Annotated in this window: 18 protein-coding genes; 10 read left to right on the forward strand and 8 right to left on the reverse strand. The window is 61.9% G+C overall.

Annotated features, from left to right (window positions below; translation table 11 throughout):
• The first annotated feature begins 218 nt into the window (after nt 1-218).
• From IGB42_RS01905 to IGB42_RS01915, 3 genes are all read left to right on the forward strand, one after another.
• Nucleotides 219-1,418: a hypothetical protein gene (locus IGB42_RS01905; RefSeq protein WP_159665826.1), complete on the forward strand. Its 1,200-nt coding sequence runs from the start codon at nt 219-221 to the stop codon at nt 1,416-1,418.
• Nucleotides 1,419-1,627: 209 nt separating this feature from the next.
• Nucleotides 1,628-3,667: a GNAT family N-acetyltransferase gene (locus tag IGB42_RS01910; RefSeq protein ID WP_159665829.1), complete on the forward strand. Its 2,040-nt coding sequence runs from the start codon at nt 1,628-1,630 to the stop codon at nt 3,665-3,667.
• A gap of 116 nt (nt 3,668-3,783) precedes the next feature.
• Nucleotides 3,784-4,776, forward strand: coding sequence for a hypothetical protein (locus IGB42_RS01915; RefSeq protein WP_159665832.1), 993 nt, complete (start codon nt 3,784-3,786; stop codon nt 4,774-4,776).
• A 514-nt stretch (nt 4,777-5,290) separates the two neighbouring features.
• Here IGB42_RS01915 and IGB42_RS01920 read toward each other — a convergent pair.
• Both IGB42_RS01920 and IGB42_RS01925 read right to left on the reverse strand, forming a co-directional pair.
• A complete protein-coding gene (locus IGB42_RS01920) occupies nt 5,291-5,605 on the reverse strand; it encodes an H-NS family nucleoid-associated regulatory protein (RefSeq protein WP_159665835.1) in 315 nt (104 codons plus the stop codon).
• A gap of 102 nt (nt 5,606-5,707) precedes the next feature.
• Entirely contained in the window at nt 5,708-5,953 is a 246-nt protein-coding gene (locus IGB42_RS01925) for a hypothetical protein (protein ID WP_159665838.1), read from the reverse strand.
• Between the two features lie 249 nt (nt 5,954-6,202).
• On the opposite strand from IGB42_RS01925, the gene IGB42_RS01930 reads away from it, so the two are divergent.
• Complete coding sequence (locus IGB42_RS01930; RefSeq protein ID WP_159665841.1) at nt 6,203-6,472, forward strand: hypothetical protein; 270 nt, start codon at nt 6,203-6,205, stop codon at nt 6,470-6,472.
• 352 nt (nt 6,473-6,824) lie between these two features.
• Here IGB42_RS01930 and IGB42_RS01935 read toward each other — a convergent pair whose 3' ends face one another.
• The 6 genes from IGB42_RS01935 to IGB42_RS01960 form a co-directional block, all read right to left on the reverse strand.
• The gene (locus tag IGB42_RS01935; protein WP_159665844.1) at nt 6,825-8,606 is read right to left on the reverse strand and encodes a family 2A encapsulin nanocompartment cargo protein cysteine desulfurase; all 1,782 of its coding nucleotides are present in this window, start codon (nt 8,604-8,606) and stop codon (nt 6,825-6,827) included.
• Entirely contained in the window at nt 8,581-9,510 is a 930-nt protein-coding gene (locus IGB42_RS01940; protein ID WP_159665847.1) for a family 2A encapsulin nanocompartment shell protein, read from the reverse strand. The genes IGB42_RS01935 and IGB42_RS01940 overlap by 26 nt, the downstream gene beginning before the upstream one ends.
• 211 nt (nt 9,511-9,721) lie before the next feature.
• Nucleotides 9,722-9,952 carry a helix-turn-helix domain-containing protein gene (locus IGB42_RS01945; RefSeq protein WP_159665853.1) on the reverse strand — a complete coding sequence of 77 codons (231 nt, stop codon included), beginning with the start codon at nt 9,950-9,952 and terminating at the stop codon, nt 9,722-9,724.
• On the reverse strand, nt 9,949-10,941 hold the full coding sequence (gene epsC, locus IGB42_RS01950) for a serine O-acetyltransferase EpsC (protein ID WP_159665858.1): 993 nt from the start codon (nt 10,939-10,941) through the stop codon (nt 9,949-9,951). Before epsC ends, IGB42_RS01945 begins: the two co-directional genes overlap by 4 nt.
• 4 nt (nt 10,942-10,945) lie before the next feature.
• Nucleotides 10,946-11,446, reverse strand: coding sequence for a rhodanese-like domain-containing protein (locus tag IGB42_RS01955; protein WP_159665864.1), 501 nt, complete (start codon nt 11,444-11,446; stop codon nt 10,946-10,948).
• Nucleotides 11,447-11,743: 297 nt separating this feature from the next.
• A complete protein-coding gene (locus IGB42_RS01960) occupies nt 11,744-12,973 on the reverse strand; it encodes an SfnB family sulfur acquisition oxidoreductase (RefSeq protein WP_159665869.1) in 1,230 nt (409 codons plus the stop codon).
• Between IGB42_RS01960 and IGB42_RS01965 the strand changes: the two genes are divergently transcribed.
• From IGB42_RS01965 to IGB42_RS01990, 6 genes are all read left to right on the forward strand, one after another.
• Nucleotides 12,951-13,313, forward strand: coding sequence for a hypothetical protein (locus IGB42_RS01965; protein ID WP_159665874.1), 363 nt, complete (start codon nt 12,951-12,953; stop codon nt 13,311-13,313). The two genes, IGB42_RS01960 and IGB42_RS01965, sit on opposite strands and share 23 nt — an antisense overlap.
• A 43-nt stretch (nt 13,314-13,356) precedes the next feature.
• Nucleotides 13,357-13,929, forward strand: coding sequence for an FMN reductase (msuE, locus tag IGB42_RS01970; protein WP_159665878.1), 573 nt, complete (start codon nt 13,357-13,359; stop codon nt 13,927-13,929).
• A gap of 49 nt (nt 13,930-13,978) precedes the next feature.
• A complete protein-coding gene (sfnG, locus tag IGB42_RS01975) occupies nt 13,979-15,079 on the forward strand; it encodes a dimethylsulfone monooxygenase SfnG (RefSeq protein ID WP_159665882.1) in 1,101 nt (366 codons plus the stop codon).
• An 8-nt stretch (nt 15,080-15,087) separates the two neighbouring features.
• Nucleotides 15,088-16,266, forward strand: a complete 1,179-nt coding sequence (locus tag IGB42_RS01980; RefSeq protein ID WP_159665887.1) for an AMP-binding protein — start codon at nt 15,088-15,090, stop codon at nt 16,264-16,266.
• A gap of 19 nt (nt 16,267-16,285) precedes the next feature.
• Complete coding sequence (locus IGB42_RS01985; RefSeq protein ID WP_159665892.1) at nt 16,286-17,095, forward strand: ABC transporter ATP-binding protein; 810 nt, start codon at nt 16,286-16,288, stop codon at nt 17,093-17,095.
• 97 nt (nt 17,096-17,192) lie between these two features.
• Entirely contained in the window at nt 17,193-18,074 is an 882-nt protein-coding gene (locus tag IGB42_RS01990) for a branched-chain amino acid ABC transporter permease (RefSeq protein WP_159665896.1), read from the forward strand.
• The last annotated feature ends 9 nt before the right edge of the window (nt 18,075-18,083 follow it).

Here is an 18,083-nt window from a genome sequence, read left to right on the forward strand (position 1 = left end):
GTGTTGGCTCTGCCCTGCAACAGACACGGGCCTTTTCCCAGTTTGCATTGTCATCCATGCAGCATGCACCGTCATTTGCCGGCACCTCTGCCACAGCGCTGCATTCTTGGCTGTCCCCCCCGTTCGCGCATCTACCCAGCCGTACTTTCAGCACAACGAGTGGCTATCATGGCGGAGCCGATGACTGGCGACAGCTGAGCAGCAGCGGCCCATCCGGCATGGGAGGGCATGGCGGGTTCGGTGGGTTTGGCGGAACGGGGCACCCCGGCGGCGGCGATGGCGGCGGCCGGCGTGGTGGTGGTGACGATGATCCGGAAACCAGGCGGGGCGCTGCCAGCGGGCATTCGGTCAATGGCAAGGCCTTCACGCCGGTCCACGATACACCCGCCGTGGTGCGTGACTACGTGTCGCAAAACCACATGGGCCTGCACCATGATTCGGAAACGCAGTTGCACCGCCGCGCAGCAGCCACCCAGAAATACATGCCGGCCGAGAAAGCGATGCTGGACGACATCGGCCAGAAACTGGACGACGGTCATTCTGCGGAAATGCGCCAGAGCAGCTGGATGGCGCATGTGCAGCGCGGCGATCTGGGTAGCCTTGCGCTGTCTGACGACGCCCGCGCCCACCTGGCAGCGGAATTCCGCAGTGGTGCCTCGAAAGCAGTCCCCAAGACATCCGAAGCCGCACGCGAGGCCATGGCCATGGCCGTGCAGGGCCAGCATGGCCCGCTGACCTTGGAGCAATCCCGGCAAGGTGCGGAAATGGCCAGCGTATCGCAAATCCTGCAAAGCAAGTTCATCAAGGCGGAAATGGGCCCGGCAGATCTGGCCAGCCAGTTGCAGGCACGCAAGGCGCTCAGGAGCGAGCGGGTGGAAGCGACGCGCGAGCTGGATGAACATGGCAAGCCCAGCCATCAGACCCGCTCCGAACATGGCATGAACCTGGCAAACGACGTGGGTACGCGGATGCGCGACCGCGTCGGGCTACCTGTCATGTCCGGCACTTCCGGTACCTCGTCCGAGGTCGTATCTTCGCATCGCTTTGCGGCACAACGGCAAGGGGTATCCATGCATGCGCCAGGTTTTGGCGACGACAGCGGACATACACCCGAGCACAACCCGGGCCAGACGTTCGAAGCGACCACCAACCTGATGTTCCACCAGATGCGCAGCGGCGCGGTGCCTCAGGAAGTCGGCCGGCAAATCAATGCCCAGCGGGCCAGATTGGGGCTGCCTGTCAAGGATGTGCCCGATGCGCACGTGCAAACCCACAGCTATCCGGAAGTTCGCGCTGGCGTGGCATTGACCCTGGCCAAGGTCAACCCGGCCGACGAAGCCCATACTGCGCGCAAGCTTGCCAGCTCGACGATCGCGGCCAAAAGCGTGCTCGACCGGTACCTGCCCAAGAAAAGCTAGCAGACCAGGCATCACCCGGGCCCCGCAGTTTTGCCAGGCAAATCGATAGCGTACCAAGGAGGCGTCGTCATGAATGGACCGAGAGCGCATCGGCATGCTCACCGGTGGCCTGCGGCCACAGATCAACACGCGGCCGGATCAGGTTCAGCCGGATATCTACCGGGACATGCAGTGAATACGCGGCCTCCGGCACGCAAGCAAGGTTGACCATGGCATCCATCACAAGCCGCGCGCAGCGCACCCACACGCTGGCCGACCTGCTGGCGCAAAGCCCGGATCGCAGCGATATGCTGGCCAGCCCACGCATGGCAAACGCATGTGTGGAGGCCATGCTCACGGTCTGGCTTGCAGCGGAAGCCACCGGCACGCTCGACCTGCGGCAACCGCTGCAGATTCTGGATCTGGCGCCCGGACACGGGCGGCTGGCCGCCCAGGTGTTGCCGCGCCTGCACCGACGGCTCAATGACATCGGCCGAGCCCACTGGCAATTCCAGTACATTGCGCAGGCCGAAGCAACCATGCATGCCGCGCAATTGCTTGCGCACCCGCAGCTCGCGCCCTGGCAGCAGCACGGCGGCTTCAGCGCCCAAGCCGATGCAATCGGGCTGGTACAAGCCGGAAACCCGCTGGCGGTATTGGCCGCCGGTGCATTTGGCCGCCGCGAACCGGCCTGGTGGGGCATCCATCACGCCAATCGCCTGCGCGGTCAGTTGCAAGTGATGCCGGGTGATCAGGATGGCCAGTATCTGCTGCGTTGTGACTGGACTAGCTGCAATACGGCCTTGCCGAGGCTAGCCGGTGTGGCTGAACTACTCGATTTCTACCGGCATGCGCTCTACAGCGCTGCCTTTCCGCTCCCCGAGCATGCGCTCGGGCAACTGGCCGACCTGATCGCAGCCACAGAGGGGCGTTACCTGCTGGTGGCACTGGATCATGGCGTAGCAGACCTCAACGAAATCCGCGTTGGCGCGCTCAATCCGCCATCACACTGGCAGGTGGGCGTGAGTGGCTTGGGCGTCAATTTCCATGCGCTGTCGTATTGGCAAAGCCAGCTTGGCGCAGCGGTGCATACACTGCCGCGCCAAGGCAGCAGCCCGCTGCTGCAATTGGCCTGGCGTGATAACGCCAGCCCTGAGCAGATCAGCGTTGCCGCAGTGCTTGAGTATGCCGCTGCGGCGCAACCGGCCGAGCAGATCGCGCTGATCGAAGCCGCGCAGTCCATGCCTCCCAGCCTGGCCTTGCTACGCGCCAGCGTGCACGATCCCTTCGTGCTGGCGCCCATGCTGCCCGCCTTGCTGGAAAACACACCGGCAGACCAACTGGCGTGGCAACAGGCGCTGGCGGCAACGTGGCAAAACAATCTGGCACTGCCGCTGGAGGCCAGTTTCAGCCTCGATCTGGCCAATCTTGCCGCCAGGTTGGGGCAGTACGGATTGGCACGTGCGGTTTTGCGCCATATCGACGGGCTGGCCGGGGTGACCAAGCCACTGCAAGCAGCTGCGTTATGCGGGCTGGCAGAGGTGGAATGCCATACAGGGCGCAGCCACCTCGCCCTGCCGCTATTGCAACGGGCGATGGTGCTGACACCCGATTGCACCACAACGCATGCGCGTCATGCCGCGCTGGCCGCCCGGCTCGGGATCCGGCAGCAGCGGGGCTGGGCACCGCCCGCAGATGAAGGTGACGACATGCTGGTGCTGGAGCCACTCGATGACGCACATGCCAGTGCTTTTTTTCACCAATACCGTGATCCGCAAATCGCTGCACTGACATTGCTGGATGAGTTTGCACACATCGACGAGGTGGTGGCATGGATAAGCGGGCCAGCAACACAATCCGGCCAGCAGCACTTCGCCATCATGCACCGGGATGCGGCCTTTGTCGGCGTATTGGGGCTGACCTGCCAGAATGGCGCCGGCTATTTTCATTTCTGGATCGGGACGGATTTCCAAGGGCGGGGGCTGGGCCCGCGCGCAGCCCGGCTGCTGCTGGACAGCCCTCAGGTGCAGTGCCTGGATGTGCTGTATACCTCGGTGCTGGCAGGCAATTTGCGCTCGCGGCGGGTGCTGGAGCAACTGGGGTGGTTGCCCCTGCCGAGCAAGGCATTGCCACCGGATGACGACATGCTGTTCTTCCACTACCCGCTGGCTACCGTCATCGATACAACGCAGTTGCATGTGCGCTTGCTGGCCTTGTGTGCGCAGACGGACAGCGCCTTCCGGTTTGCACCGCAAGGGGTAGGTACATGAGCGCGAGCCCCCGGAAAAAGGATGCGCCTCTTGGCAAGCCAGCGTCCACCAACCTGAAAAAAAGGAGTGCTCCGCTCGACGGGAAAAATGATAGCGATGAAAATGCCCGGAAGAAGGTGAAGACGCCACAGGCATCCACCTCGTCACAGCACAGCGTCAACGAGCTGGTGCGGCCCACGTTGACCTTCCAGCACCCGATGCTCCAGCTGCGCCCGGATACCGGTCCGGGTTTGCAATACCATCACCTGAGCACCCAGCAATTCAGCGATGTGCATGCATTTCAGGAGTACGAGAAAAGCACCGGGCTGACGGTGCCGTCCGGCGTAACACGTGACTGGAGCGGCAACAATGCCCCCACCGCCGTCACCCTGTCGCGCCGGGGCTCGATCAGCGGCCATACCATGCGCAACGATGGCGGCATCGATGCCTTCCGCTTCCACTCGCTGCCTACCAGCGAAGCCATGGCCACGCACGACGGCGATCTGAGCCATTTCATGGGCAGCTACGAGCAATCAGCCAATACCATCATCAGCAAGGCCACCAACTCCGCCGGCAACAAGGAAACCGTGAACGCGGTACTGGCCGATCATGTCAGGATGGATTACGAACCGGACAAGGGCTTCGTGCCTTCAAGGGTCACGCACGGCAGCGGCTTTTCGGGCAAGGCAATCCACAGCTCGCACAACGACGACGCGTTGCCGCTGTATCAACCCAGCGTCGATCAGCTCAAACGCGATGGCAAATCGGTTACGCCTTCGCAGGCGTTCCATTCCGAACCGATGATGACATCGCTGGACAATCAGTATCGCAGCCAGCAAGGCTGGCCCGAATTGCACGATGACCGCAGCATGTTCTCGATGGTAACCAGTGCGCCTAACCAGGTGTGCTTCAACTGCGGCCGCATGTTGCATCACGAAACACCGCAGGACAGCGTGACTTCGGGCATGCCAGGCGTGCCCTTCGGCGGGCAGAAACCCGGTGCGATGCCAATCAGCGATAAACGCAACAGCACCGTGGTGCGTGCCACGCCTTTGAGCGAGCTGGTAAAGTCGCCGACGAACACGAGTGAGGTAGGCGCCCTGTTCAAAGCTTTCCCCAACTTCAAATGATGCCCCGGGGGGCCCGGATATCCTGTCGATGCAGCCGGTTCAAACAGGGCTTGCCCCGGCCTTGCCTGTAATACCAGCGCGCTTGATGATTACCCATGATGGAGCCGGCTTATTCCCGGCGCGATATCCGATTCGAAAATCGCGATGCCAAGCTCTGCATCGGGCCTGCCACCTTCTTTCATGCACCAGCTATCAATTCCCCGCTATCTGCATAAGGGGAAGACTGTAGTCGTTTCACCTTGGCGTGCTGACGACATGCCTGTCATGTACGCTATGCACGCTATCTGGCGATACGTGTTTGCATGCGAGCCGAATCGCCGGCTTTGCCACGAGCGGCAAACGGCAAATCAAATGGCGTTTATCCATGCCGGTGCGTATGGTCAGAGGCGGCATCGCGAGAAGCCATCACCATCACGATGCATCAAATACCCGCAAGCATAGCCATCAGTCGCGGAAGCTGCCCAAATGACAAAACCCTCCGAAGAGGGTTCCATTATTCGCTGATACCAGCCAATCAGATCTTGATCTGATCCAGCGTGCCACCCTTTGCCAAGTGATCAACAACCCACAATGGTTTGCGGCCGCGGCCGGTCCAGGTTGCCGACGCGTCAGCCGGGTTGCGGTACAGCGCAACGCCTGCTGTCTTGACAGGCTTGCTGCCTGCGGCGCCCAGCAGTTCGTTGATGTCGAAGCCACGCTCAGCAGCCAATGCCTTCAGCGCCTGCAGCGTATCGCGACGATCAGAAACCTGGCGTTCCGCGATGACCCGGACAATATCTTTTTGCAGTTGAAACAGCTCTGGAAGCGAATAGGCGGAAAGATCGGCCATGGTTTAGTCCTTGAATGGGTGGATAGGATAAGGGGCCGGGCTACACAATGGCGTCAGATGTGATATCGCGCGCGCTGTGAAACCACCGGGCATGATTGGAAACTATACAAGATGAAGCGCATATTTGCCTAACAGCAATCTTGAATACTCAATACAACTACCGTGCATGATCATGATTGCCCCTAACCAATGATAGTGGGTCATGCATCGATATTGCAGTGTTTCAAATGGCAGTTGAACCGGTATTTTTTCCTGCCGGCTTGTTTCAGTGCCCAGAACAGCGCCACCGGTTGGCCCTCCAAGCTGCTGCATTGCCGCAATATTCATGCTTACATCGGGTTCAGTCATCAACCGGGATACCGCATGCATGGGTGAGCAATAGCCACGCGACGCATTTTCATGTCGCAACGATGCCAGTGCCTTGCCTGTGTGCATCGCCACCGTGTTGCAGACGCTTGCAGATGCAGGGAACGCTGCCTATATGGCACTCTGTGCTGCCCGGTGCCGGACAGCAAGCGCAGGCATGAAAAATATACTTGCAAGAAAAGAACGATCGTTCTAGGATTGCCAGAACGATTGTTCTACATGGAGTACGCCATGACCACCGCACCCCGTTTTCGCTTTTCCGAATCTGCTGCAATCCGCAAACACGTGCTGCGCGTGCCGACCGAGCTGGTGGAACATCTGGTGAACCGCGCAGCGGATTCTGCCGCCGCCGGTGTTCGCTGGCTGCAGGCCGCAGATCTGGTCACCATGAGCGATACGCTGAAAGTAGAAGGCCAACGGCTGATGGGCATGTATGTGTATATGGATGAAGCCGGCACTGTGACCGAAATCGGCTTGGCCCGCGCTGGCGCGCTGCACTGAGTTGAAGTAATCGGCTGGCGTACGCCAGCCCGCAGCAATTGGGCAAGACCATGCTGCGGCACACCCGTAGCGGGAAATTGCTGACAAAACCTTGCCGGCTGCGTTGTAGGGGCGGCGAACCGGGAACACCTGGCCGGAGAGAGACACGGAGCCTTGCGTGCCCCGCTCCTTGTGCTGCCTGCGTCTTCCGGGTCGGCCACGCGTTACGCGTTGCCGACCTCAACTCGCCAGCCGCGTTTCATCTCGTCTCGTTTGTTTGTAGCGCCAAACGCCAGGCATGAAAAAGGCGAGGCTTGCGCCCCGCCCGTTCCATCACTGCTGGCCCAGTCTGGCGGCCGGCAGCTTCATGCCATCAGCGCCGTGCCAAGCGGCGCACCACTGCCACCATGCGATCGATTTCCTCGCAGGTGTTGTAGAACGCCAGCGATGGCCGCACGGTGGCTTCAACCCCGAAGCGGCGCAGGATAGGCTGCGCGCAATGGTGGCCGGAGCGCACCGCGATGCCCTCGTTGTTGAGTGCGTGGCCGACTTCTTCCGTCTTGTAGCCCTGCAGCACGAACGACGCCACGCTGGCCTTGTGGTGTGCAGTACCGATCAGGCGCAAGCCCGGAATGGCACGCAAGCCATGAGTGGCGTATTCCAGCAGTGCATGCTCGTATGCGGCGATGTTTTCCATGCCCAGTTGCTCGACGTAATCGATGGCAGCACCCAGGCCTACCGCATCTGCGATATTGCCCGTGCCGGCCTCGAAACGCGCCGGTGCACCGTGGTACACGGTCCGCTCGAAAGTGACATCCGCGATCATGTTGCCGCCGCCCTGCCATGGCGGCATCTGATCCAGTATCGCTTTCTTGCCGTACACCACGCCGATGCCGGTCGGCCCGAATACCTTATGGCCGGAGAATACATAGAAATCCGCATCCATCGCCTGCACGTTCACCCGCAGGTGCGATACCGCCTGCGCGCCATCCACCAGTACCTTGGCACCCACGCTATGCGCCAGCGCCACGATCTCGTTCACTGGCGTGATGGTGCCCAGTGCATTCGATACCTGCGTGATGGCCACCAGCCTGGTACGGCTGCCCAGCAGCTTGCGGTATTCATCAAGCTGGATCTGCCCGGTGTCGTCCACCGGAATCACGCGGATCTTTGCGCCCTTTTCTGCCGCCAGTTGCTGCCATGGCACGATGTTGGCGTGGTGCTCCAGGTTGGAAACGATGATCTCGTCGCCAGCGCCGATATTGGCCGCCCCCCAGCTCTTGGCCACCAGGTTGATGGCCTCGGTAGCGCCGCGAACGAAAATGATCTCGTCCGGCGATGCCGCACCCAGAAAACGCGTGACCTTCTGCCGTGCCGCCTCGTAGGCATCCGTAGCCCGCGCTGCCAGCTCGTGCGCGGCACGGTGGATGTTGGAGTTCTCATGCGCGTAGAAGTACGCCAGCCGGTCGATCACCGATTGCGGCTTGTGCGTGGTGGCAGCGTTGTCGAACCACACCAGTTGCTTACCGTTTACCCGCTCTTGCAGAATGGGGAAATCACGGCGCACCAGGTTCACATCGATGCTGGGGCTGCTGGCGGCATGCGGTGCTGCTGCAGGTTGCTGGCGTGTGGCGGCGGTATCCAGAAAATAGAAATGCCCGCTGTTGCCTGCCGGCGCCGATGCTGGCGAGCGATGATCGATTTCCGCCAGCAACGCACGCAACGCTGCATCTCCGGGGAAACCGAATGGCTGCGCAACCACCTGATTAGGCACTGCTACATCGGCATGGGCCGGATAACCGTTGCCTTGATCAAGGAAGTAAAACGGCGACGATGCCGCAGGGGCCGACGGCGCACCCACACCCGGCAATGCGGCTGCATAACCCTCCGGCACGCCGGGGTTGGCTGCGCTGCTGCGTGGCACGCCAGCGCCTGCCGGTGCCTCGGCAGGTGGCGCCACCGGCGCCAGCGTGGGCGAACCGCTGCCCAGCACAATGGCCGGTTCGGCCGCACGGGGCGGCGTCAAGCGGTTGCGCAGGCTATCCAGCGGATCACCCGGCAAGGCCGCGAAAAATTCGCCAGCCATTTGCGCCAAGCTCAGCTCATCCGGCAAGCCTGCCGGAACCGCCTCACTTGTAAGTGTCTGGATAGTCATGATACTTGCCGATCTCCACGTCTTCCAGAACAGCCAGTGCGTCATCCGACAGCACGGCCAGCGAGCAATACAGCGAGATCAGGTACGACGCGATGGCGTTGCGGTTGATCCCCATGAAACGCACCGACAGGCCCGGGCTCTGTTCGCCGGCAAGGCCGGGCTGGAACAGGCCGATCACGCCCTGGCGCTTTTCGCCACTGCGGATCAGCAGGATCTTGGTCTTGCCATCTTCAACCGGTACCTTGTCCGACGGCACCAGCGGAATACCGCGCCAGGTGAGGAACTGCGAACCGAACAGGCTGACTGTCGGCGGCGGCACGCCACGGCGGGTGCATTCACGGCCGAAGGCGGCAATGGCCAGCGGGTGGGTCAGGAAGAAGCCCGGCTCTTTCCACACCTTGGTGATCAGGTCGTCCATGTCATCCGGTGTGGGTGCGCCTGTCAGGGTGGACAAACGCTGCTCGTCGGCCACATTGGCCAGCAGGCCGTAATCCGGGTTGTTGATCAGTTCGCTTTCCTGGCGTTCCTTGATCGTTTCGATCGTCAGGCGCAGTTGCTCCTTGATCTGGTCATGCGGGCTGGAATACAGGTCGGAAATGCGCGTGTGCACGTCCAGCACGGTGGTCACCGCGTTGAGGAAGTATTCGCGCGGCTGCTCTTCGTAATCGACAAACGTGGACGGCAGCTCGGATTCGTCACGCTGCGAGCAGGCAACGCGCACGTCACGCGGGTTCTTGACCTTGTTCAGGCGGTAGATACCTGCTTCAACCGGTTGCCATTGCAACAGGTGGGTAAGCCAGCGCGGGGTGATGATGGAAAGTTGCGGTGCCGTTTTGGTGGCATTCGCCAGCTGGCGGGCGGCGTTATCGCCAAGGGCCAGTTGTGCGTCGTTCTGGGCGGACATTAAAACCACTCCTCAAGTTGAACAAAAAAGTAATAAGCAAATATCTTCTGAGTCTTAAGGGCGATCAACATGCTATCGCCACCAATGCACTGCGCCAGCGGTGAAATGAAAGAAAAACAGCGCTTTCAGCGCAATTTGGCTGCGCGCGAGCCCGCCTATCCTCGTAAGGAAGGCAAGCGGCAACGGTGTGAAGATCAGAACGACAGCGGGATCAGGCGGGGCTGCCCACTTCGCAGCGGGCAATCAGTTCGGAGAGATTGAGTCCAAGTGCAACGGACACCTTGGCCATGGTATGCAGCGAGGGGACGACATCCCCACGCTCGATTTCGCCCAGGTAAGAGCGGTTGAGATCCGCCTTTTCAGCCAGTACTTCCTGCGACCAGGCCTGCGCTTCACGCGCGCTGCGCACCACTTGGCCAAAGCTGCGGTAACGGGCGGTCATACCGCCACGCCCCCTGCCTCGTGGGTTTCCTGGCGGATGCTGGCCTGCGTGACCACGCTGCCGGCGGGCACGCTGCGCGTCAGCCACACATTGCCGCCGATGGCGGAACCCGCACCGATGGTGATGCGGCCCAGGATGGTGGCGCCAGCATAGATCACCACGTTGTCTTCCACGATGGGATGGCGCGGCTGCCCCTTGTGCAGCGCGCCGCTCTCGTCGGTATCAAAGCGCTTGGCGCCCAGCGTGACGGCCTGGTACAGCCGTACGCGCTCGCCGATGATGGCGGTTTCGCCGATCACCACGCCGGTACCGTGGTCGATGAAGAAGCCGCTGCCGATACGCGCACCGGGGTGGATATCGATACCGGTCTCGGCATGCGCCAGTTCAGCCACGATGCGGGCCAGCAACGGCACACCCAGTTGATACAGCTCGTGCGCCAGCCGGTGATGGATGATGGCAATGATGCCGGGGTAGCACAGCAGGATTTCATCCACGCTGCGCGCAGCCGGGTCGCCCAGATAGGCGGCTTCGACATCGCTATCGAGCAAGCGGCGGATACGCGGCAGGCGGATGGCAAACTCGCGCACGATGCCGCGCGCCTTGTGTTCAATCGCCTCGCTCAGATCCTCGGCCTTGTTGCGTTGGGCAAAGTGCAACTCCAGCTTCACCTGCGCCAACAGCGCATTGAGGGCGGTATCGAGCGTATGGCCAACATAGAAATCCTCGCTGGCCGGGCGCAGATCAGGTGGCCCCAGGCGTAGCGGGAACAAGGCACCGCGCAGCGCATGGGTGATCTCGGTAAGTACATCGCGCGATGGCAGCTCGCGGCTGCCCGGCTCCGGCAAGCGTTGTTGTGCGGTACGCCAGTCGGCACGGATTGCATGCAATTCGTTCACGATCTGGTTCAGCGGCCACAGGCTGCCCACCGGTGCAGCAGCCTGGTGCGGCAGCAATGCCTGGGTGGCAAGCGCTTCGAGATCAGGTTTCATTCACTCAATCCTGTTGCCACGGCAGGCCGCGATGGCGCCAGCCACCTTGCGCGCCACGACGGTGTTGTTCGTCCAGTTCGCCTTCAAAGCCTTCCAGCACATTGAATACACTGGAAAAACCCGCTTTTGCAGCTGCTGCGGCAGCCTCGGCAGAGCGTTTGCCGCTGCGGCACAGCAGCAGGAGCACGGCATCCTTGCCACCCGCTTTGGTTTCCAGCTCTTTGACAAAGCGCGGGTTGCGGTTGAGCGACGTGCCCGATGCCCATGGCACGTTCAGCGTTTCCGGTACGGCGCCGACAAACTTCACTTCTTCCGGCGAACGCACATCCACCAGCCGCGCGGCACCGGTATTGACGAGCTGCCACGCCTGAAGCGGCGTAACGCTGCCAGCGAACGACAGTTGCTCTGCCTGTGCGCGGCTGCGCGCGGTAGCCAGCACGGCGTCTTCATCTGCAGGGGCTTGCGCGGCGGTATCGGGGTAGTGAGCGAGTGCTGCGTTGGACATCTGATCTTCTCCATTCGGTACTGCGCACCACGCATCGGTAGTGCGAACTGATACCCGCAGGATATGAAGCAGCAGATTGAATGTAAAAGACTAAAGAATAGATTGTTTAGTGCAATTTGTTATTTGTATGCACAACAAGGCTTTGGCGGCTATCGCCGCCAGATTTTCACTGCATCAACGTACAGCTGCACCGGCCAGCCCGGCTAGCAACGCTGGCCACCAAGCAGCAAAAAGCGCTGCCACCCGGAATGGGTGGCAGCGCCCGAGCCCGGCATTGCCGGCTGTCCTTTCAGCGGTTTACAACCACGGATGACGCGGCGGATTCACACCATTCAGGTAGTAGTTGCCCACATGATGATACTTCCAGCGTACCGGGTCATGCAGCGTGTGGGTACGCGCATTGCGCCAGTGCCGGTCCAGGTTGAACTGGTTGAGCGTGGAGCGCGTACCGGCCAGCTCGAACAGCTTGCTGGCAGCCAGTACGGCGGTTTCGGTGCTCAGCACCTTGGCCTCTGCCACAGCGATTTGCGATGCAGCCACGTTGGCCTCGGTCGGGTCCGCCTGGGCCAGATCGATGGTTTCACCGGCGCGGCGCAGCAGCGCATCGGTGGCGTGCACGCGGATGGTCAGGTCACCGATCTCGCGGATGATCAGCGGATCTTCATAACCGTGCTCGACATCGCTGTCGATCCACGGCCGCGTGTGGTTGCGCACGAACTGGATGGTGTCGTTGAGCGCTGCATGCGCGATGCCGGCATCGACGGCCGCCTGGATGATCTGCGCAATCGGCCCCATCACGGTCGGGCGATCAAACGCCAGGTGATGCGGCAACACGTATTCGGTCGGTACAAAAATGCTTTCCAGCAGCGTGGTGCCGCTGGCAGTGGTGCGCTGGCCGAAGCTGGACCAGTCATCGATCACCGTCAGGCCCTTGCTGCCTTTCTCGACAAACGCCACCACGGTTTCATCGTGTTCGTTCTTGGCCACCACCGGCACCCAGTCGGCCAGCAGCGCGCCGCTGGAATAGAACTTCTTGCCCGATAGCAGATAACCGCCCTCGGTCGGCGTCAGGCGTGTCTGCACGTCACCCACGCTCTTGGTACCAATTTCCGAGAACGCATTGCCAAAGCGCACCCCCTTGAGTACCAGATCGAAAAACACCTGCTTTTGCCAGTCACTGCCATCAAGGCGCAGGCCTTCCACCATATACAGATGGTTCTGCGGAATCTGCCCGATGCTGGGGTCTGCCTCGGCAATGATCTTGATCACTTCCGCCAGCGTGACATTGGAAACGAATGCGCCGCCGTATTCCTTCGGCACGGTAATGCCCCACAGGCCACTTTGCGAGAACGCATCCAGCTCGGCACGCGGCAGCCGGCGCTCGGCATCACGCACGGCCGCATCCTCACGGAATTGAACGGCCAGTTGCTTGGCAATCTCGATCGCCTCGGCATCGCTCCTGATGATGTGGGCAGCCGGGCGCTGTATCTGGGTGGAAGCCGGGATGGCGGTACTGGTATCAGTCATGCAATGCACTCCGTCGGTTGAAGCAGCGGGCCGCACGCCATGCGCGGCCGATGCTTCAACAGATGCACGGAGCATGCCAGCGCATCAAGCCATTGATTTCAATCGTTTTCCATATGCAACCGGTGCATACCGGCATGCAGAAAACACAGCATGCTGCTGGCCTTGTGCTGCCTGGGCAGCACCCAAACACAAAACACCACACCCATTGCAGCAACTGCTGCTACAGCAGCACATGCGCAGCAGCGTGGTTGCCGCTCAACATGCGGGCCCAGAGCGGTTTTATACCAAACCACTGTTTTTAAACATATTTATCGACTGGCACGATAGCTGCTACCTGTAAGGCTAGCCGCTGCACGGTTGCAGCAACGTATCTGGAGACACGCATGAGCAAGAAACTGAAAGTCGTTGCCGTATCGGGCAGTGTGCAACGGCCATCCCGCACGCTGACGCTGGTGCAGGAAATCCTGGTGGCGCTGGGTGCGCACCTGCCGATCGAAGTGCGCCTGATCGAGCTGGGTGATATCGGCCCCGGTTTTGCCGGCACGCTGCGCCGTGATCAGTTGCCTGCGCATATCGAGGCGGATATCAGCGCCATCGAAAGCGCCGATCTGCTGGTGGTGGCCAGCCCGGTATACCGCGCTTCGTTCACCGGCCTGTTCAAGCACCTGTTCGACTTTGTGCATCACGAAGCATTGATCGATGTGCCGGTGCTCTTGGCTGCCACCGGCGGCAGTGATCGCCATGCGCTGGTGATCGAGCACCAGTTGCGCCCGCTGTTCTCGTTCTTCCAGGCGCTGACGCTGCCGCTGGGCGTGTACGGCGCCGAGGCCGATTTCCTCGATTACCAGATCCATAGCGCTACGCTGAAAGCCCGCATCCACCTGGCGGTAGAACGTGCATTGCCCTTGCTGTCGCACCGCGATGTACCGGTGGCCGATACCGTGCAGACCGCCTGATCCAGCCCTTCTTCCATTCGTTTTTCAATTCATATCACGGAGCCCCGTCATGAGCCTTGCCCCCGTCAAATTTGCCTATTGGGTACCCAACGTCAGCGGCGGCCTTGTCGTCAGCAAGATCGAGCAGCGCACCAGCTGGGATATCGATTACAACCGCAAGCTGGCACAGCTGGCCGAAGCCAACGGCTTTGACTACGCGCTGAGCCAGATCCGCTTTACCGCCGGCTACGGCGCCGAATTCCAGCACGAACCCGTTGCGTTCACCCATGCGCTGCTGGCAGCCACCACCACGCTCAAGGTCATTGCCGCCATCCTGCCCGGCCCGTGGAACCCGGCCGTGGCCGCCAAGCAACTGGCCACCATCGATCAGCTCACCAATGGCCGCGTGGCGGTCAATATCGTCTCGGGCTGGTTCAAGGGCGAGTTCACCGCGATTGGCGAACCATGGCTGGAGCACGACGAGCGCTATCGCCGCTCGGAAGAGTTCATCCGCGCGCTCAAGGGTATCTGGACCACCGACAACTTCACCTTCCGTGGTGATTTCTACCGCTTCAACAGCTATACGCTCAAGCCCAAGCCGCTGCAGCAACCGCACCCGGAAATCTTCCAGGGTGGCAGCTCGCGCGCCGCACGCGATATGGCAGCGCGTGTTTCCGACTGGTATTTCACCAATGGCAACACCGTGGAAGGCATCAAGGCGCAGGTGGATGACATCCGCGCCAAGGCTGCCGCCAACAATCATGCGGTGAAGGTGGGCGTGAATGCCTTCGTGATTGCCCGTGAAACCGAAGCCGAAGCGCGCGCCGTGCTGGCCGAGATCATCGACAAGGCCGATCCGGAAGCCGTCAATGCGTTTGGCGACGCCGCCAAGCAGGCCGGCAAGGCCAGCCCGGAAGGCGAAGGCAACTGGGCCAAATCGAGCTTTGAAGACCTGGTGCAGTACAACGATGGCTTCAAGACCAACCTGATCGGCACGCCGCAGCAAATTGCCGAACGCATCGTGGCGCTGAAGGCAGTGGGCGTTGATCTGGTGCTGGCCGGCTTCCTCCATTATCACGAGGAAGTGGTGTATTTCGGCGAGAAAGTGCTGCCGCTGGTGCGCGAGCTGGAAAAGCGCGCACTGGAAGCGCTTGAAGAAGTGGCGGCCTGAGGCAAGCCATGACACAGCCCGTTTCCACCCTGCCCGATCAGCTGCTGGCGCAAGCGCGCCAGCGCGGGCAACAGACTGCGCTGCGGCACAAGCAGTTGGGTATCTGGCAGGAACGCAGCTGGCGCAGCATTGCCGATGAAACCGGCCGGCTGGCCGGCGCGCTGGCTGCGCGTGGCTTCGTGGCCGGCGATGCGCTGACGCTGCTGAGCCACCCGCGTGCAGAAGCGCTGCTGTTGTCACTGGCAGCGCAATGGCTGGGCGGCATTGCTGTGCCGCTCGACCCCGCCCTGCCCGATAAGCAACTGATCACCTTGCTGCAGCAGATCGCGCCGCGTTTCCTGTTCCTGGAAGATGAGGTACAGGTGGCACGCAGCCATGCGGCCGGGCTGGCAGCGGCAACCACCATCTATGCAGCGGCCCGCGGGCTGGCCGATCACCGGCAGCTCACCAGCTACGCCACGCTGGCGGATGAGGCCGCGCAAAGCGTGCCCTCACCCAAGGGCAGGGCAGAGCAGACGGCGTTTGCGTTCTACCGCCTGCTGGCCGATGGCAGCGCCGAGCGCGAGCAGCTCAGCCATGCGGAGCTGCTGCAGGAAGGCCAGCGTCTTGTAAGCGCGGAGCAGCTGTCGCACCGCGAAGAAGCGCTGGCAGCGCGGGCTTTCGCTGCTGGCGGCCAGGCGCGCTACCTGCTGGCGCCATGGCTGCTGGCAGGCTTCCGCCTCAACTTCCCGGAGAACCTGGCCACGCGCGACAACGACCGGCGCGAGCTGGGGCCGACGCTGGTGGCCGGCACACGCGAAACCTGGGGGCGCCTGGCGCTGCAAGTGCAGCAACGGCTGCCGGAGGCTGGCAGTTGGCGCCGCGCCTGGATCGATGCGGTGGTGAAAACCGGCCACGACCATGCGGCAACGCCTTCGTGGTTCAGCCGCTTGCTGGCCCGCAGCGTGGGCCACTGGCTGATCCGCAAACCGCTACGCGACGTACTGGGGCTGACGCGCACCCGCGTGCCGCTGCTGGTGGGTGAACCGCTGCCGGAGCATGTGGCGGCGTTCTTTGCCAGCCTGGGGCTGACGGTACGTACCTGGCCGGACCCGGCGCAGTGGCAGGGCCTAATCACCGGCGCGCGCGATGCGCAGCGCATCAGTGGCTGGGCCGAACACGATGGCACGGCAGTACAGCCGGGCTGAGCATGCAAACGAGGCAACCATGAGTGCATCCCCACACATCAGCAACAGCAACAGCAAAGGTAGTGCTCCGCTGCTGCGGCTTGAACATATCTCGCTGTCCTTCAAGGGTGTCAAGGCAGTAACCGATATCAGCTTCGACGTGGCCGAAGGCGCCATCACCGCATTGATCGGCCCCAATGGCGCGGGGAAAAGCTCGCTGTTGAACGTGATCAACGGCGTTTACCAGGCGCAACACGGCAGCATCACCTTTGACGGCGAGGTGCGCCGTCACATGCACCCGCACCATGCGGCGGTACGTGGCATTGCACGCACCTTCCAGAACATTGCGCTGTTCAAGGGCATGAGTGTGCTGGACAACGTGCTGACCGGGCGCAACCTCAAGCGACGCAGCAGCTGGCTGGAGCAGGCATTGCGCATCGGCCGCGCGCCGGGCGAGGACGATGCACAGCGCCGCCATGCGGAAAAAGTCATCGAGTTCCTGCATATCCAGCCATGGCGCAACAGCGTGGTGGGCAAGCTGCCCTACGGCCTGCAAAAACGCGTGGAGCTGGCGCGTGCGCTGGCGGCAGAACCGCGCCTGTTGCTGCTGGATGAACCGATGGCAGGCATGAACGCCGAAGAAAAACAGGAAATGAGCAGTTTCATTGCCGATGTGAACCGCGAATTCGGTACCACCGTGGTGCTGATCGAACACGACATCGGCGTGGTAATGCAACTGGCCGATCACGTGATCGTGCTCGATTACGGCAAGAAGATCGGCGATGGCACGCCGGATGACGTACGCAACAACCCGGATGTGATTGCCGCCTACCTGGGCACACGCCACTAGCCCCCTCACCCCACCCCCACACACACCACATCAGGTGGTTTTGCTGCACCCGCAAACGGGTGCACGGGGGCGGCTTGCGTTTTACGGAGCAACAAAGATGGGATTTTTCCTTGAAGTACTGGCCGGCGGCCTGCTGGCAGGCGTGATGTATTCGCTGGTGGCAATCGGCTTCGTGCTGATCTACAAGGCATCCGGCGTATTCAACTTTGCGCAGGGCGCCATGGTGCTGTTTGCCGCGCTGACCTTTGTCAGCCTGCTGGAACGCGGCGTGCCGTTCTGGCTCAGCTTCGTGATCACCTTGCTGGCGATGGTGGCACTGGCCTTGCTGATCGAACGCGCCGTGCTGCGCCCGCTGGTGAACCGCCCGCCCATCACCCTGTTCATGGCCACGCTGGGGCTCTCCTACGTGATCGAGGGTGCCGCGCAGGCACTGTGGGGCGCACAGGTACACGGGCTGGATCTGGGTATCAAGGACGAGCCGTTCGAGTTTGCCGGCCTGCTGCTGTCGCAGTTCGACCTCTTTGCTGCCGCAACCGCCGCAGTGCTGGTGACCACGCTCTCGCTGCTGTTCAGCAAAACCCGTATCGGGCTATCGCTACGCGCGGTGGCGGACGACCCGCTGGCAGCCCTGGCCATCGGCATCCGACTGCAGCGCATCTGGGCGGTGGTGTGGGCGGTAGCCGGCTTTGTCGGGCTGGTGGCCGGCCTGCTGTGGGGCGCGCGGCTGGGGGTGCAGTTCTCGCTGTCGCTGATCGTACTCAAGGCCTTGCCGGTGCTGATCATTGGCGGCTTTACCTCGATCGGCGGCGCCATCGTTGGCGGGCTGATCATCGGCGCCAGCGAGAAACTGGCCGAGGTGTATATCGGCCCGCTGATCGGCGGTGGCATCGAAAACTGGTTTCCCTACGTGCTGGCCTTGCTGTTCCTGCTGGTACGCCCAGCCGGCCTGTTTGGCGAACGCGCCATAGAACGAGTTTAAGGATATACC

The sequence above is a fragment of the Andreprevotia sp. IGB-42 genome, from assembly GCF_009848685.1.
In the GTDB taxonomy this organism is placed as follows: domain Bacteria; phylum Pseudomonadota; class Gammaproteobacteria; order Burkholderiales; family Chitinibacteraceae; genus Andreprevotia.

What these genes read in the sequence shown, in the direction of transcription:
- IGB42_RS01905 (WP_159665826.1), top strand. Translation starts at nt 219, where the DNA reads ATGGGAGGGCATGGCGGGTTCGGTGGGTTTGGCGGAACGGGGCACCCC.
- IGB42_RS01955 (WP_159665864.1), bottom strand. Translation starts at nt 11,446, where the DNA reads ATGTCCAACGCAGCACTCGCTCACTACCCCGATACCGCCGCGCAAGCC.
- IGB42_RS01965 (WP_159665874.1), top strand. Translation starts at nt 12,951, where the DNA reads ATGGCGGTACTGGTATCAGTCATGCAATGCACTCCGTCGGTTGAAGCA.
- msuE (WP_159665878.1), top strand. Translation starts at nt 13,357, where the DNA reads ATGAGCAAGAAACTGAAAGTCGTTGCCGTATCGGGCAGTGTGCAACGG.
- IGB42_RS01945 (WP_159665853.1), bottom strand. Translation starts at nt 9,952, where the DNA reads ATGACCGCCCGTTACCGCAGCTTTGGCCAAGTGGTGCGCAGCGCGCGT.
- IGB42_RS01935 (WP_159665844.1), bottom strand. Translation starts at nt 8,606, where the DNA reads ATGACTATCCAGACACTTACAAGTGAGGCGGTTCCGGCAGGCTTGCCG.
- IGB42_RS01910 (WP_159665829.1), top strand. Translation starts at nt 1,628, where the DNA reads ATGGCATCCATCACAAGCCGCGCGCAGCGCACCCACACGCTGGCCGAC.
- IGB42_RS01920 (WP_159665835.1), bottom strand. Translation starts at nt 5,605, where the DNA reads ATGGCCGATCTTTCCGCCTATTCGCTTCCAGAGCTGTTTCAACTGCAA.
- IGB42_RS01990 (WP_159665896.1), top strand. Translation starts at nt 17,193, where the DNA reads ATGGGATTTTTCCTTGAAGTACTGGCCGGCGGCCTGCTGGCAGGCGTG.
- IGB42_RS01925 (WP_159665838.1), bottom strand. Translation starts at nt 5,953, where the DNA reads ATGACTGAACCCGATGTAAGCATGAATATTGCGGCAATGCAGCAGCTT.
- sfnG (WP_159665882.1), top strand. Translation starts at nt 13,979, where the DNA reads ATGAGCCTTGCCCCCGTCAAATTTGCCTATTGGGTACCCAACGTCAGC.
- IGB42_RS01985 (WP_159665892.1), top strand. Translation starts at nt 16,286, where the DNA reads ATGAGTGCATCCCCACACATCAGCAACAGCAACAGCAAAGGTAGTGCT.
- epsC (WP_159665858.1), bottom strand. Translation starts at nt 10,941, where the DNA reads ATGAAACCTGATCTCGAAGCGCTTGCCACCCAGGCATTGCTGCCGCAC.
- IGB42_RS01980 (WP_159665887.1), top strand. Translation starts at nt 15,088, where the DNA reads ATGACACAGCCCGTTTCCACCCTGCCCGATCAGCTGCTGGCGCAAGCG.
- IGB42_RS01930 (WP_159665841.1), top strand. Translation starts at nt 6,203, where the DNA reads ATGACCACCGCACCCCGTTTTCGCTTTTCCGAATCTGCTGCAATCCGC.
- IGB42_RS01960 (WP_159665869.1), bottom strand. Translation starts at nt 12,973, where the DNA reads ATGACTGATACCAGTACCGCCATCCCGGCTTCCACCCAGATACAGCGC.
- IGB42_RS01940 (WP_159665847.1), bottom strand. Translation starts at nt 9,510, where the DNA reads ATGTCCGCCCAGAACGACGCACAACTGGCCCTTGGCGATAACGCCGCC.